At 62.3% G+C, this 14475-nt stretch carries 10 protein-coding genes and 1 tRNA gene; 8 read left to right on the top strand and 3 right to left on the bottom strand.

Annotated features, from left to right (window positions below; all coding sequences use genetic code 11):
* The first annotated feature begins 131 nt into the window (after positions 1-131).
* The 5 genes from CV770_RS32335 to CV770_RS32320 all read left to right on the top strand — a co-directional run bounded on the left by CV770_RS32335 (position 132) and on the right by CV770_RS32320 (position 6148).
* On the top strand, positions 132-2792 hold the full coding sequence (locus CV770_RS32335) for a glycosyltransferase (RefSeq protein ID WP_104465230.1): 2661 nt from the start codon (positions 132-134) through the stop codon (positions 2790-2792).
* Positions 2793-3249: 457 nt separating this feature from the next.
* Positions 3250-3325: transfer RNA gene (locus CV770_RS32330), tRNA-Lys, on the top strand.
* Between the two features lie 474 nt (positions 3326-3799).
* Entirely contained in the window at positions 3800-4297 is a 498-nt protein-coding gene (locus tag CV770_RS41835; protein WP_161500048.1) for a hypothetical protein, read from the top strand.
* Complete coding sequence (locus CV770_RS32325) at positions 4234-4746, top strand: hypothetical protein (protein ID WP_146101388.1); 513 nt, start codon at positions 4234-4236, stop codon at positions 4744-4746. The genes CV770_RS41835 and CV770_RS32325 overlap by 64 nt, the downstream gene beginning before the upstream one ends.
* A gap of 1 nt (position 4747) precedes the next feature.
* Positions 4748-6148 carry an MBOAT family O-acyltransferase gene (locus CV770_RS32320; protein WP_104465228.1) on the top strand — a complete coding sequence of 467 codons (1401 nt, stop codon included), beginning with the start codon at positions 4748-4750 and terminating at the stop codon, positions 6146-6148.
* Positions 6149-6975: 827 nt separating this feature from the next.
* Here CV770_RS32320 and CV770_RS41830 read toward each other — a convergent pair.
* Complete coding sequence (locus CV770_RS41830; protein ID WP_146101387.1) at positions 6976-7215, bottom strand: hypothetical protein; 240 nt, start codon at positions 7213-7215, stop codon at positions 6976-6978.
* 388 nt (positions 7216-7603) lie between these two features.
* Between CV770_RS41830 and CV770_RS32315 the strand changes: the two genes are divergently transcribed.
* From CV770_RS32315 to CV770_RS32305, 3 genes are all read left to right on the top strand, one after another.
* Positions 7604-7798 (top strand): hypothetical protein, encoded by a 195-nt coding sequence (locus tag CV770_RS32315; protein ID WP_201760139.1) that lies wholly within the window; start codon positions 7604-7606, stop codon positions 7796-7798.
* 155 nt (positions 7799-7953) lie between these two features.
* The gene (locus CV770_RS42860) at positions 7954-8124 is read left to right on the top strand and encodes a hypothetical protein (RefSeq protein ID WP_201760138.1); all 171 of its coding nucleotides are present in this window, start codon (positions 7954-7956) and stop codon (positions 8122-8124) included.
* A gap of 466 nt (positions 8125-8590) precedes the next feature.
* Positions 8591-8833: a hypothetical protein gene (locus CV770_RS32305; protein ID WP_028144537.1), complete on the top strand. Its 243-nt coding sequence runs from the start codon at positions 8591-8593 to the stop codon at positions 8831-8833.
* Between the two features lie 62 nt (positions 8834-8895).
* Here the strand turns inward: CV770_RS32305 and CV770_RS32300 are convergent, their stop codons facing one another.
* Together CV770_RS32300 and CV770_RS32290 are read right to left on the bottom strand one after the other, a co-directional pair.
* Complete coding sequence (locus CV770_RS32300) at positions 8896-9564, bottom strand: hypothetical protein (protein WP_201760137.1); 669 nt, start codon at positions 9562-9564, stop codon at positions 8896-8898.
* A 1198-nt stretch (positions 9565-10762) separates the two neighbouring features.
* Positions 10763-13867: a DEAD/DEAH box helicase gene (locus tag CV770_RS32290; RefSeq protein ID WP_201760141.1), complete on the bottom strand. Its 3105-nt coding sequence runs from the start codon at positions 13865-13867 to the stop codon at positions 10763-10765.
* Positions 13868-14475: the final 608 nt, after the last annotated feature.

Below are 14475 nucleotides of genomic sequence, written 5' to 3'. Positions count from 1 at the left end.
TCATAAGGACATGAGGCCATGACAGTTGTGAAACCGTGCGGCGGAGATATGCTCCCTTTGCCGCGGACTTGGTCGGATCTCGGGGTCGGATCCGCTTCCCTGCCCCCTCAGCCCCTTTTGGTTTAGCCGCGATGCGCGTTGTCGCCGCCGTTCTGTTGCTCGTGTCTGCGCTTCACGCAGGGCTATGGGGAATCTTGCGCGACAAGGAACCCGCGCCTGATTTCAAGGGCCTGCTGCCGAGCCTCTCCTATACGCCGTTCGAACCGGGCCATGTCGTCGACCTCAACGGCGACCCCGACAAGATTCGCGCGGACATGAAGAAGCTCTCGACCCTCACGCGGGCGATCCGGTCCTACTCCGCGACGGAGGGCAACGAACTGGTGCCGCCGATCGCGGCCGAGTTCGGCCTCAAGGTCACGGTCGGCGCGTGGATCGACAAGGACGAGGATCGCAACGTGCGGGAGATCAAGGCCGCCATCGAGCTCGCCCGCAAGAACAGCAATGTGATCGGCATCGTGGTCGGCAACGAGGTGATCTTCCGCGGCGAGCAGAAGGTCGAGGTCCTCATCGACAAGATCAAGAAGGTCAAGAGCGCGGTCCGCGTTCCCGTTACGACGGGCGAGATCTGGAACATCTGGCGCGATTTTCCAGACCTCGCTTCCAACGTCGACTTCATCGCCGCTCACGTGCTGCCCTATTGGGAAAACTTCCGCTCGGATCAGGCAGTCGACCAGGCCGTTGATCGCTACAATCTCTTGCGTAACCTGTTCCCCGGCAAGCGCATCGTAATCGCCGAGTTCGGCTGGCCGAGCGCGGGCTACAATCTGCGCAATGCCGATCCGGGCCCGTTCCAGCAGGCGCTGACCTTGCGCAACTTCGTGCCCCGTGCCGAGGCACTCGGCATGGAATACAACATCGTCGAGGCCATCGATCAGCCCTGGAAATTCAACGAAGGCGGCGTCGGTCCGTACTGGGGCATCCTCAATGCCAGCCGCGAGCCGAAATTCGCCTGGACCGGTCCGGTGGAGAATCCGGATTACTGGAAGCTGATGGGCATCGCGCTGCTGGTCGGCGTGCTGCTGTCGCTGCCGATCCTGCGGATCGAAAAGCCGACCGCCAAGCAGGCCTTCCTGCTGTCGGCGACCGCCAACGGCGTCGGCGCCTGGGCCGCGACCGTGTTCGCCTATTGGAACGGCCACTACTTCCTGTTCGGCTCGGCCTTCGCGCTGACGCTCGGCATGATCCTGCTTGTTCCGCTCGTCCTCATTGCGATGGCGCGCATCGACGAGATCGCAGCCGTCGCCTTCGGCCGGTCGCCGCAGCGGCTGCTCAGCAAGGGCAAGCCGGTCGAGAACGTTCCCGAGAATTACTGCCCCAAGGTCTCGATCCACATCCCCGCTTATTTCGAGCCGGTCGAGATGCTCAAGCAGACGCTGGATGCGCTGTCGCGGCTGAACTATCCGAACTACGAATGCGTGGTCATCATCAACAACACGCCGGACCCCGCTTTCTGGCAGCCGATCCAGGACCATTGCCGCGCGCTCGGTGAACGCTTCAAGTTCATCAACGCCGAGAAGGTGCAGGGCTTTAAGGCCGGCGCTCTTCGGATTGCGATGGACCGGACCGCGGCGGATGCCGAGATCATCGGCATCCTCGACGCCGACTATGCCGTCGATCCCGACTGGCTGAAGGACCTCGTGCCTGCCTTCGCCGATGCGCGTGTCGGCCTCGTGCAGGCGCCGCAGGAGCATCGCGACGGCGATCTGTCGATCATGCACTACATCATGAACGGCGAATATGCCGGCTTCTTCGACATCGGCATGGTCCAGCGCAACGAGGCCAACGCCATCATCGTGCACGGCACGATGTGCCTGATCCGCCGCGCGGCGATGGACATGGCCGGCGGCTGGTCGTCCGACACGATCTGCGAGGATTCAGATCTCGGCCTTGCGATCCAGGAGCTCGGCTGGACCACCCACTACACCAACCACCGCTACGGCCAGGGCCTCCTGCCCGACACCTACGAGGCGTTCAAGAAGCAGCGTCACCGCTGGGCCTATGGCGGCCTCCAGATCGTGAAGAAGCACTGGCGCTACTTCCTGCCCGGCAAGAGCCGGCTGACGCCCGACCAGAAGCGCGAATATGGCCTGGGCTGGCTGAACTGGCTCGGCGCCGAAAGCCTCGGCGTGGTCGTGGCGCTGCTCAACCTCGTCTGGGTGCCGATCGTCGCGTTCGCCGACATCGCCATCCCCGACAAGATCCTGACGCTGCCGATCATCGGCGCCTTCATCGTCTCGCTGGCGCACTTCCTGTCGATGTACCGCGCCCGCGTCGCCATCAAGCCCGGCCAGATGCTGGGCGCCATGATCGCGGCCATGAGCGTGCAATGGACGGTGTCGCGCGCGGTGGCGCAGGGCCTCATCACCGAACACATCGCCTTCGCCCGCACCTCCAAGGGCGGCCTGTCCAGGATGTCGATCGAGTTCCAGGCGTTCTGGGAGGCCGTGATCGGCACCCTGCTGCTGATCGGCGCCGGCGTGCTGATCGCCTCCAACAGCTACCGCCAGATCACCGAAATCTACATCTTCGCCGGCGTGCTGGTGCTGCAGAGCCTGCCGTTCCTGGCCGCCGTCGCCATCGCCATCCTCGAGCTCAGCCGCATCAACTCGTTCCAGTTCTGGCGCGACAGCGCGATCCGCACCGCGGAGCTGATCGGCCTGCGCCCGGTCGCGCTGCCGGCCCCCGGTACGCCGCAGCCCGTGCCAAACGAGGTGCGGCGGGAAACCCAGTGACGGGCTGAGGTTCGCCTGCGGCCCTCCTTCGAGACGCCCGCCTCCGGCGGGTTCTCAGGATGAGGTCGTGTTTTGCGAAGATAATGGACCCTCATGGTGAGGGAGCCCGCTAAAACGGGCGCCTCCGGACGATGCTCCGCATCGCCGGGCGAGGCATGCAGGCCGAACTCTTCCGGCGACCTCCCGCAGTTCAGCGTGGATGACGGCCCGCCATTCGGGTTGAAACTCCCCGCCTAACCAGCAGAAGCAGCAAGCAAATCCCCACTCCTGCCAAGACTTTCAGCAACCATCCCCGCTATTGACCTCAGCGCCCCATCACCCTACACAGCGCGGGCCGAAAGCATGATCCGGAAACAGCCGGTTTTCCCCGCGACGCCAGCTTAAGCGTAGCGGCAAGACATGCTTCTCGAATGTCCGACCACGATGGCGATCTCTGACGTGCCATCAGCGGCCATGGGAGCGCGTAGCTCAGCCGGTAGAGCACGTGACTTTTAATCACGGGGTCCTGGGTTCGAGCCCCAGCGCGCTCACCAAACCTAATGATACAAAAACAACACGTTATAGCTGTGCCAAATTGCGCCCGGGCGGGCGTGTCATCCCCGACAACCGGACAACGATCCCCAACCTTCGCCAAATTCGATTTTCTATGCGAGTCGAGATTATCGGAGATAGAGGTCATTCGGACCCGCACACCGGACTGGACTTAGCCCAATCGTGTGTCGCCACTTTACGGTTACGCTCGTGATCGGCTGGGCTGCGATAGCCATCTGCATCTGAAGCTGTTTCCAAGGCTCACCATGAAGCCGCCATCGCTCGCAAACGCTTCGGCGCAATGGATGGCCTTGATGCCAAACCGTTTGCAGCCAATTCGCCTCTGGACCTCCACAACCACTCCGTGTATGCAGCTAAAGATTGTCTAAAGACAACAAATTGTGGCGAGGGCTGCATTGGTTGACTCCTTCCAGACCGTGCGCGGGCGCACCTGGATTGCCGTTAGCATCGGTTCCATGGCCATCGGTCTTCTCGGGGCATTTGCTACAGTCGTCGCGCTTGATCCGTTCGGACGTCTTCGTCTCAGCAAGAGTGAAGACGTTGGATACAACGAAGAACGACCCGCGATGGTGTCACGGGCGATCGATCCTCGGTTTAACTCCGTCATTATCGGCAACTCAGCATCGATGCCTCTAATGCCGCAAAGTTTGAGTAAGCTAACCGGGCAGCATTTTGTGACCCTTTCTATCTCTGGCTCGGGTGCGCCGGCCTCCATCGCGACGATGAAATTCTTTCTGGCGCATCATGAAGATGCCAGGATCGTGGTCGTCGGGCTGTTGCCGGAAACATGGTGCGGCGCCAATAACAGCGAGCGTAGGCCCTTTCCGTTTTGGCTCTATTCCTCATTGCCGCACTATTTGTGGGGCCTTGCAGGCGCAACATCTTCCAGATGTTCAAAACTGTCTTTGCGAACTGGCAAGCCAAGAAAGCGGACGGCTACCGCCCCTACATAGCGGTCGATGGCTACCACAAATTTATCGGCCCGTTTGAGCAGGCTAGCTACGACGACATCAACTTCGTCCGCTCTGTTCTCGACAAAGGCGTGAGACCAGATAAATCCACCAATCCAAGCAACAGCTTTCCGGCCGTCCAAGAACTCATTGATCACATCGGGAAACCGTCGCGCGCGTTTTTCGTCCTTTTGTGGACACCGCGGTATATCGGCTATACGCCAGCGCCGGGAAGCGCCGCAGAGACAACTGACCGCGAATGCAAATTGAAGTTGGCTCATGCAGCCACTTCCCTCCCAAACGCCACCGTCCTCGATTGGTCAGGAGCCGAACGTCCCGGAAATAGCGTCCCGGCAAATTTCTTTGATCCCATCCACTATCGGCGCGCTTATGCCGCTCAGATCGAGGAGGACATAGCTAGAGTAATTCCGACTGTAGTGAAGGGGCCGTAGCTTGCTATTCAACTCGTTTAGCTACCTCGCCGTCTTCCTCCCTGCTGCGTGGCTCATATATCTTGGCACATGCAAATGGTTGCCCCGCTGCCGACTCGTCGTTCTGCTGGCGATTTCGATCGCATTCTACGGATATTGGAATCACCACTTTATTCTGTTGATCGTTCTCTCAGTCCTGCTCAACTGGCTCGCGGCACGCTGGTTCGCTTCTGCGGGGCGGCAATGGATCATCTACGGCGCCATCGCGGCCAACATCATCGTGCTCGGGGTTTTCAAGTATCTTAACTTCCTACTGGGGTTGCTGCCTTTTGAGTGGGGAACGTTGCATTTCGATATCGCCTTGCCGCTTGGCATTTCCTTCTTCACTTTTCATCACGTCATGTACCTGACGGATCTTCGACGAAAGCTTGCGCCCCAATACTCGCTCGTCGAGTATGGTCTCTACATCTCCTTTTTCCCGCAGGTCCTTGCCGGTCCGCTGGTCAGGTGGCGGGAAGTCATGCATCAGTTCGCTGCTTCCCCCTTTCCTAGTTCCTCCCTGGCGGGCGACAGCGAGCAGTGGCAACGCGCGGCCTACGGCCTCACACTGATCGTCCTCGGCCTTTGTCAAAAGGTTATGCTGGGCGATCATTTGGCAACTGTCGCCAATCCGGTATTTGCACAGGCCGCTTTGTCGCCAGTCAGGCCGGTCGACGCATGGCTCGGTACGCTTGCCTTCACCTTCCAAATCTTCTTCGATTTCTCCGGCTATACCGATATGGCCATCGGCTCGGCTCTGTTGTTCGGCATCACCTTGCCCCAGAACTTCAACGCGCCGTACCGCGCAACGTCGCTCCAGGACTTCTGGCGGCGCTGGCATATGACATTGTCGCGTTTTCTGCGTGACTATCTCTATATTCCTCTCGGCGGCAACCGGCATGGTGCCGCCCTTCAGCTTTGTGCGCTGCTTGCAACGATGACACTCGGCGGTCTGTGGCACGGAGCCAGCCTGACCTTTGTCGCCTGGGGCGCGCTGCATGGCATCGGACTCGGCTTCGAAGCCGTCTGGCGTCGCTCGCGGCTCGTCGTGCCCGCGCTGATATGCGGACCTCTCACCCTCCTGTTCGTCGTCTTCGGTTGGGTGCTATTCAGAGCGCAGAACTTCGAGGCGGCGAGGCACATCTACGAGGCCTTGCTTTGGCTGCGGAGGGGCGGCACTGATGCTCACCTGGACCTCCGTTTCTCGGCAATGATTGTAGGTCTCGCCGGGCTGCTTGCTTTTGTGCTTCCCAATACATCCACTCTCGTGTCGCGGCTTCCGCCGAGACCAGTCTGCGCCGCCGGCCTTGGCCTTCTCGCGGCTTGTGCCATACTTGCGCTAAACTCGGCGGAGAGCTTTGAGTTCATCTATTTTCGCTTCTAGCACGTAGGATGGGTTGAGCTCTTGCGAAACCCATCACTCGTTGCGATCGACACCGCTGCGTTCCGTGATGGATTTCGGAGCAATCCTCAACGGCCCCTTCGTCGCAAAAGCACGCCAAATTCCGATAAACCCCAGTAGTCGCCCCGAGATGAACTCCCCGCAGCATCCGCCTATTGTGCCCTACCCCTCCAGGCATTTTGGCGATGGTTTGCGTAGCGAAAGACGGCCCGCCCGTTCTGATCTGCTCCAAGTGCGGACGGCCGATGACGTTTTTGGCCACGCTTCCCGCCATCCTCAATCTGCCTGCTGTCCATGCTTTCCAGTGCCGCCCCTGTCTGCGCGTCGACACCATTCCGCTGGAATAGCACTCGGCGCGTAAGTCGGTTTGAGCTCTTGCGAAAACCCATCACCCGTTGCGATCAACGCCGCTGCGATCCGCCATCGATTATCGGAGCAATCCTCAAAATCCCGCCAAGTGACCGATCGACTTGCCTGCGATGGGTTTCGCAAGTGCTCAACGCGCTAATCTGAATCTCCCGAAGCTCAAGCGGTGCAACGCGTGTGCAACGCGAAGATCGGATCCCCGCCTTTAGAAGGTGGGAACGGCACCATCTATGCCAAGTTATCCCGCTACCGGAGGTAACTGAAGGAGGTAGACATGCCGGTATTCATACTCTGGGCCGTCCCTACGGTGCTCGTCATCGGCGGCGTCGGCTACTATTTTCTTCGCGTAGTTCACTAGTTGAATATTTCGGCCACGCTCGAATGCTGATGACGGTTGCCAAAGTCTAGCCGGCATTGGCATTGCCGGAAGCCCGGCGTCGACGTCATTGCCCGACGCTGGGCGGCCGCGCCAGGCGGTTCTTTGGCCGATCGGGTTTTGCCGACGACGATTTGAGTTTAGCAGTCCGGTGGATTGGTGCGGCCGGTTTGCGGTCGGCGCTACGCATCTTTTGCATTTGCTCGGCCGCAATCACGCGGGAGCGCAAATTTTCCAACTCGGAGAGCCCGGAAGCAAGCTCGTCGAAACGCTGTTTCAGCACAGCGGTGTGATCACCAGTGCCCATTGTACGCCCCCTGGGCCACTCGAAGACCGACCGAGACAACCGGGAAAACCATGCAAGTCGGAAATGCGGTGGCGAAGGGACAGTTCCTATTGAAAATGCCGCGCCATAGTCGCAGCGGCGTGCACCTAAAATGGCCGAGCGTCCCCATATCGCGAACGCGGAGAAGATCAACTTCACGGGATATGATCGATCGGTCGGGCTATCGCCAGTGACGGCCCCGGCCGTGGGGGGCTTCTGGGGTGGGGAGGCCGGGGCCGCTGGAGGTGCTTGTGACCTTTTTTGGGGAAGGCCAAAGCCACCGTAGACTAGGAAAAAGCGGCGATCATTTCTGTTCGCTTTCGTACATTGCCTGTACCGTTCCATTTGCGGGGAACGGAGCAATTGCCCAATGAAGGACTATCTGGCCCAGATCGAGAAACTTCGGAAAGATGCGGCCGAATGCGCCCTGATCCGCGATTTGGCAACCGATCCAGGCAAGCGCGAAGTGTTCGACCGGCTTGCAAGCCACCTCACGGTCCTGGCTGACCAAGTTGAAATGGCCATGCTTGAGCGGAAGACCGCGACTGCCCCGTCTCGGCCCTAGAAAGGCGCGCCGCTTATTGAAAGACGTGCCTGCGGAAGGCTGCGCCTGCCGATGCTGCGAGATTTTCCGAGCTTGCCGCTCGCCCAGCCCGATTCCAAAAACCCGCTGACAGCCCGCCGGAAACGTGTAGGATTCACCAAAATCGGAGGAACGGCATGTTTGAAATCAACGGTTTCGACACGGCGGGCGTCGTCAGTCTCAAGCGGCTGTCACTCGCCGCCGCCCTCAAGAAAGCCAAAGAGCTTACAGAGGACGGGTGCTGGGACGTTCAGGTCGTTGATCCCTCCGGCCGGGTCTACACTTCGTTTGAAGAGCAGGCCGCCTAGCCACCCCGCCATTCGAACCATCACCAGCGCCCGCTTCCGCGGCTATCCGCCTCGGCCGACGTTTGACGAGGCGTTGTTCAGCCAGCGCAGCGTTGCATCGTCGCTCCAGCCAGGGACGGCAAAGCGCGCCGGCGGACCAGCATTCGCGCGGGGCCGGTCCACCGCAGGCTGGCGTGCGCGAGGGTGATGCACCGGCGCGGCGCTTGCGGAGGTGCACAGCGCCAGCAACAGACCCATGGCAAGCAGAGCGCGCATCGCAGCAACTCCAATCGAGCAATCGCCCGCTGTCATGTGATGCGCCGATCGGCTCACCACAACCGATTGCGGCTTCACAAGCAGGAGAGAAGCGCGGGCACCTGCGCTGGTGCAGGCAGCTCGCAACTGCCGCGCGCCATGCCATTGCCAGTCAACTCGTTTGGGAGCAGGCTCTCGCGAGGCGCTCAAGACGCCGCACAGGGAGCGAACCATGAAGGAACACGGCCTGGATGGCCGCCACCGCGACAAGGATGGCGCGATCGGCAAGAAGCACGGCAACACGCTGGTCGGCACGTTGCGCAAGATTTACGGAAGGGGTTTTGCGGCCGGCTATCCCGATACGACTGAGCTCAGCGAGGTGCTGCTTCAGCTGAACGAGACGTCGCTGAGCCAGTTGCGTCGCGATCACGACACCGGGCATCTGCAGCACAAGATCGACCACGCCGCGAAGTGACGGACTGTCGGACCTGACGGCCAATCCGGGGCGACCTCGGTCGATCCGGGGGTTTGCGGTCGTCAGCTTTCCGGAGCGGCCGTCGCAGCGGGCACGGTCAGCGGCGCGCCTCCAACCGAAACCGGGCCCAGGGGCTTTGCTTCCCGAACCATCCGCTTGCGCATCGCGGCGGACAGTCCGTAGCGCGCATGCGCTCTTCGAATGGACGAGGTGACGTCCGACGTCATCGCATTTTGCAGCGCATCGATCTTCGCCATCAGCGTGGATAGCTGCGAGGAGATCTTCCGCACGTCGACCCGTTCGTCTGTGATGCTCTGCCGCAGCGACAACAGCACCATTGAATCCTGCTGCAGCAAAACCGAGTTCTGGTCCGTTGCCTGATTGGTCTGTTGCAGCAACGCGGTGTGTTGCTGCTGGGCCGACTGGATGTCCTTCAAGGCGGCGACGACCGGATCAGGTTTCGGCACGGATGCTTCTAGGCGCGGAAGCAGTTCCACCAGGCTGCCGACGTTCAGCGACCGAAAATCGGACGGCGAGGTGTAGATGGCTGCTGCGCCGTTGATGGCCAAGGCACAGACCGACAGGGCCAGAACCGATTTCCGGCTGGACTGCTTGATCGGAACTGAGGTTTCCTGGACCGCGGGTTCCTGCTCCGCTGCGGCAGCTGCAAGGGCTGCAGCGTCGAGCTCTTCAGCGAAGCTTGTCGTTTCGAAAGTCGCGGTCATTTGCATTGACCCCAGTGAGCGAGCAACAGGAAGCCGCCCCTGAACCGTCCTCGCGACGACCCCTTGTACGCAGCACCCTTACACAACTGTCTAGAATTGTGAGCATTTTGGATTAATTCCACGTTAGCGGCATGGCCGGCGGACGGGCGCGGCGCCCCCCGCCGATTACGGGGCGGTCGCATATGGCAGCGATGACGCCTGCGGCCATTCTTCGACACGCCCGCCGTTGGCGGGCTCTCAGGATGAGGACCGGGTACGCGGCACTCGTTTTTTGCGAGCACCGGTGCAGCTGAGCCTCATCCTGAGGAGACCGCGAAGCGGTCGTCTCGAAGGACGAGGCGCGCGCGCAAAATGGTTGCGACCAGCGGTGCCGCCGGATTTAAAACACCTTGTGCCAGCAGCACTTAGCTACTGTGCATGGGGTTGTTTTCGCATTTTGATGCGCTCTCCCCCTCATCCAGCACTCCGAACGGCTCCTCCATCCGCTCGCAGATTACAAACCTCGTCCGATCGGGCTCGTAGCGCGTTTGCGCGACACAGTCGTTCGCCGCTCGACCTGGGCCTTGGCATCGAGCACCTTGTCTCCAGCTCGTGCGGCTCGCTGGTCTGAAAGGCTCGAGCCTCTCCCTGACTGAACATCCGAGCCAACGCCGGTGTTTCCCTGAGCCTGTGTTGCCGGCCGTAATCTGTTTTGGGAGGACGCCGAACCAGTGGCCTTTTGATCCTCGTTGCTCGTGCCGCTCCCAATCGCGCCGATCGGCAGGCCATTTTGAGCGTGACCAGCCCCGGCATTTCTCGCGGCCTGAGCTGCCGCCCGCGACCTCGCGGGCGTGGCAGGCTGAACGTTCGGATTGGTCGGTTGGCTGTTGGTGCCCAGATCTCCGCCGGGGGCGGTGTCCTTCGTCCCCATCCCCGCGGGTGCGGAAGGACCTGCATTGCCCGCACTCGTCCCCATTCCAGAAGGCGCCGAGCCGCCAGCGCCACCCGGCGCCGTTCCCATGCCCGCCCCTGCCGACCCGGCATTTGCGCCGCCTGCTTGCACCAGGGCCAACAGACACGAGCTTGCGACAATCGCGACAATAATCGAAGGAATGGCATGTGACATCGGACAATCTCCTTCGCCACGCCCCAATTAACTATAATGGTGGAACAGGGACTCCGCTACGAATTCGCAGTTGTTCGCGCTGACGAACGCGCGAGCCCCTCACCCCTCGTCCAGCAGTTCGAACAGCTCCTCGACCCGCTCGAACGGCGCGTCCTGCATCTTGGCATGATGGACCACGCGATCGCCATCGCGTTGCAACGACCGTCCCTTCGACTTCCGCAGGCGCCCGGGCAGGAACGTCGCGGCCGCAGCCTCGGGGCCAACGTCTAGGCGGATGATACCTCTGCGCTTGCATTCGAGCCTCAGCCTTGCTGCAGCGAAGAAGTCGCGCGCGACCTTCGGCTGCGGGCCGAAGCGGCGGGAGGTTTCCTCCTCGAGGTCTTCGAGGTCGTCCTCGTCCGTGCATCTTGCGGCGCGCGCATAGAGTTCGAGCCGCACCGGCTCGGACTGCACATAGGTCTCGGGCAGCATGTCCGCGACCGGCAGGTTCAGGTCAGGCACCCACACCGCCTGCCCCTCATCGAGCTTCTCAGAAGCCATCTTCAGGAGGTGGCTGTAGAGCACGGGCCCGAACACCTGGACGTGGCCGGATTGCTGCTCCGAAAACAGGTCGCCGGCGCCTCGCAGATCGAGGTCGCGCTCGCTGATGGCAAAGCCCGCGCCGGGCCGGCTGAACTCTTCGAGCACGGCCAACCGCTTCTCGGATTGTCCGGACTGCGTCTCGGTCAACAGATGGGCGAAGGCGCGGATGCCGCCGCGGCCGACGCGTCCGCGGAGCTGGTGCAGCTGGGCGAGGCCGAACTTCTCCGGCCAGCAGACCACGATGGTGTTGGCACGGGGGATGTCGAGGCCGCTCTCGACGATGTTGGTCGCCAGCAGGACGTCGGCCCTGCCCTCGACGAAGCTCATCATGCGGTCGTCGATCTCGTCGGCCGCTAGTCTCCCGTGCAGGCAGACGATGCGCAGGTCCGGCGCCACTGCCTGCACCCGCGCCAGCATGGGATCGAGATCCTGGATGCGCGGGCAGATCAGGAAACTCTGGCCGTGGCGGCGCTGCTCGCGCAGCAGCGCGGAGGCAATCGCCGCGTCCGACAGCGGCGCGATCCTGGTCGCGACCGGCAGTCGGTGCACCGGGGGCGATGCGATCACGCTGAGGTCGCGGAAGCCGGCCAGGCCCGCCGCGAGCGTGCGCGGGATCGGCGTCGCGCTCATCATCAGCACATGGACGTTCTTGGCGAGGCCGGAGAGCTTGGCCTTCTCGGCCGCGCCAAAATGCTGCTCCTCGTCGATGATGACGAGGCCGAGATCGTCAAACCTGACGTCCTTGCCACCGAGCGCCTGCGTGCCGATCACGACCTTGATCCGGCCGCTGCGCAGTCCCTCCTTGGTCTCGCGCAGCTCCGCGCCCGAGGTGGCGCGCGACAGGTTTCCCACCTCGATGTCGAACGGCGCAAAGCGCTTCTGGAACGTTGCGACGTGCTGCCGTGCCAGCACTGTCGTTGGCACCGCAATCGCCACCTGCTTGCCCGACAGCACGACGGCGGCCGCCGCACGCAGCGCCACCTCGGTCTTGCCAAAGCCGACGTCGCCGCAGATCACCCGGTCCATCGGGTGGCCGGACGCAAGATCGTCCAGCACGTCGGCGATCGCCTTGGCCTGGTCGGTCGTCGTGAAGTAAGGGAAACGCGCGACGAACTTCTCGTAGGCCGACCCCGGCGGAACCAACTTGTCGCCGCGACGCTTGCGGCGCTGGCTGATGTGCTTGGCCAGCGCCTTGCCTGCCACCTGGATTTCGCGCTCGGCCTCACCGCGGCGGGCCCACCACGTGCTGCCGTCCGCCTTGTCGAGCGAAAGCTTGCCGAGCTCGGCCGCGTAGGGCCACATCAGGGCTAGATCGGGCGGCGGTACCAGCACCGCATTGTCGCCGGCGAACTTCAGGCGGATCATCTCCCGCATTGCGCCGCCGCCGGTGTTCACGGTCTGCAGGCCGTCGAGCACGCCGAGGCCGCGCTGGAGATGGACGACCACCGTACCCTGCTCGGGCACATCGGCATGGTCAAACGCCGCGCTCCAGGCGCGCGCCATCGGCTGCGGATGATGCGCCCGGCTGCCGAGCACGTCGGACGCCGTCACGACGACGAGAGGCTTCTTCCCCGGCATGACGAAGCCTGCATCGAGATCGGCTAGCAGCGCCGCCTCGCCGCTGCGCCCGCGCGCCGCGTCGTCCCAATCTTCGCAACGCTGCGCCTTGAGGCCGCTCATCCGCTCCATCACGCGTAGATCGTCCTCATGCGCTGCGGCGAGGATCAGTCGCGATCCGGCCCGGCGCGTCTCCTCGACGAAGGCACGCAGCGCCTTCCTGGAGGATGTCAGCTTCGAAAACTCCGGGATGGTCTGGAAGGACGACGCGCGCGGCAACACCTTCATCCCCCGGGAGAGCTGCTTCCAGTCGCGCCGTCCGAGATATTCGCGCTCACGTTCCGCACGCGGCGCCGCCTCTTCGATCGTGTCAAACCAGCCGTCGGCATGCACCGGCACGCCCGCATCGGCGATCCATTTGGCGCGTCCGCAATAGTCGAACAGGCTCGCGCGCTTGCCGCGCTTGCCGGCAAGGCCAAGCCGCTCCGACATGGGATCGACGACAAGCTCCTTGGTCTCGAAGATGATCCTGTGCTCGTTCGGGTCGAACGCCACGATCCGCCTGATCGCGCGATCCGAATGCTCGATCCGGAACGGCCCCAGCGCCCCGGCTGGAAATATCTCGAAGGTCTGGCCGTGAAACAGCGCCCCGCCCGGATAGTCCGGCTCGTCGTCGAGGTCGTATCCGAGCGCTTCGAGGTGCGTCTCGAGATCCTTTTCGGAGAACGTGCCGCCCACCTTCAGGCTCACGCTCAGACGCGACAGGCTCGCCGGTGGCGGCAATCGCTCCATCACGGCTTCCGCCGTCGAGACCAGAAACAGCGGCTTCTTGGATTTCGCGAGGCGCCTCAGGACAGAGGCTCTGCGCCCTGCGAGTTCGTGCGACGGCTCGAGCTGATCGAACGGCAGAGTGTTCAAGCGCGGAAACACCAGCACCTCACAGGAGGGGTCGAGCGCGTGAATGACACTGCCGAGCCGCTCCGCCCTGTTCTCGCTCTCGGCGAGAAAAACGATGCCGCTGCCTCCGGACTGCGTCCATTGGGCAAGCAGATGGAGCGCCAGCACGCCGAGCGGCGACGAGGACGAGATCGCAGTGCGCTGCGCCTCTTTGCTCTTCCTTGGCAGCGCCTTGCGTGGCGACGTCTTGTTCGCCGTTGTCTTGTTCGGTGACGTCTTGTTCGGTGACGCCTTCTTCGGCGGCGTCTTGGCCACCTGCGCCTTTTTGGTAAGCCTCACTTGAATCCGTTTCTGGTCGTAAGCCGTCGCCAACTGAACGACAGCCGCCCTCATTCCGATTCGGCGACTTCTCGCCATGCATATGGGATTTGCCCGGTGAACGCACGCCTGGTGGCAACGTTCGGCGCAGCGCCGCGATCCCGACAATTTGGCTGTTGATCGAGCTCGGGCCGGAACTAGGGCGGCGCGAGATCTGCGTCTGTCGATGCGACGCTTGGCGCGATTGTAGACATTCTGCGCCCGGAGAGAAACGAAAAACCCCAGCGCTTGGAGCCACGCTGGGGCGTTTCGAGCAAAATGAACTGGTCAAGCAATGACGTCTTCATAGCAGCGATTTCACCCCGCGCTTGTGAACTGGTTCACACACGCCAAACAAACGACCTCGGTGAGACCGAGGTCGCCAACCTTTGTGGGGAAGGTTTACTCCCGGCCTGGGG

It is taken from the genome of Bradyrhizobium sp. AC87j1 (assembly GCF_002936975.1).
Classification (GTDB): domain Bacteria; phylum Pseudomonadota; class Alphaproteobacteria; order Rhizobiales; family Xanthobacteraceae; genus Bradyrhizobium; species Bradyrhizobium shewense.
The sequence above is the reverse complement of the archived record's forward strand: the minus strand, read 5'-3'. Positions and strand labels throughout refer to the sequence as shown.

Coding starts and splice junctions, on each gene's coding strand:
- CV770_RS32335 (WP_104465230.1), top strand. CDS start 132: ATGCGCGTTGTCGCCGCCGTTCTGTTGCTCGTGTCTGCGCTTCACGCA.
- CV770_RS41835 (WP_161500048.1), top strand. CDS start 3,800: ATGGCCATCGGTCTTCTCGGGGCATTTGCTACAGTCGTCGCGCTTGAT.
- CV770_RS32325 (WP_146101388.1), top strand. CDS start 4,234: ATGTTCAAAACTGTCTTTGCGAACTGGCAAGCCAAGAAAGCGGACGGC.
- CV770_RS41830 (WP_146101387.1), bottom strand. CDS start 7,215: ATGGGCACTGGTGATCACACCGCTGTGCTGAAACAGCGTTTCGACGAG.
- CV770_RS32315 (WP_201760139.1), top strand. CDS start 7,604: ATGAAGGACTATCTGGCCCAGATCGAGAAACTTCGGAAAGATGCGGCC.
- CV770_RS42860 (WP_201760138.1), top strand. CDS start 7,954: ATGTTTGAAATCAACGGTTTCGACACGGCGGGCGTCGTCAGTCTCAAG.
- CV770_RS32305 (WP_028144537.1), top strand. CDS start 8,591: ATGAAGGAACACGGCCTGGATGGCCGCCACCGCGACAAGGATGGCGCG.
- CV770_RS32300 (WP_201760137.1), bottom strand. CDS start 9,564: ATGCAAATGACCGCGACTTTCGAAACGACAAGCTTCGCTGAAGAGCTC.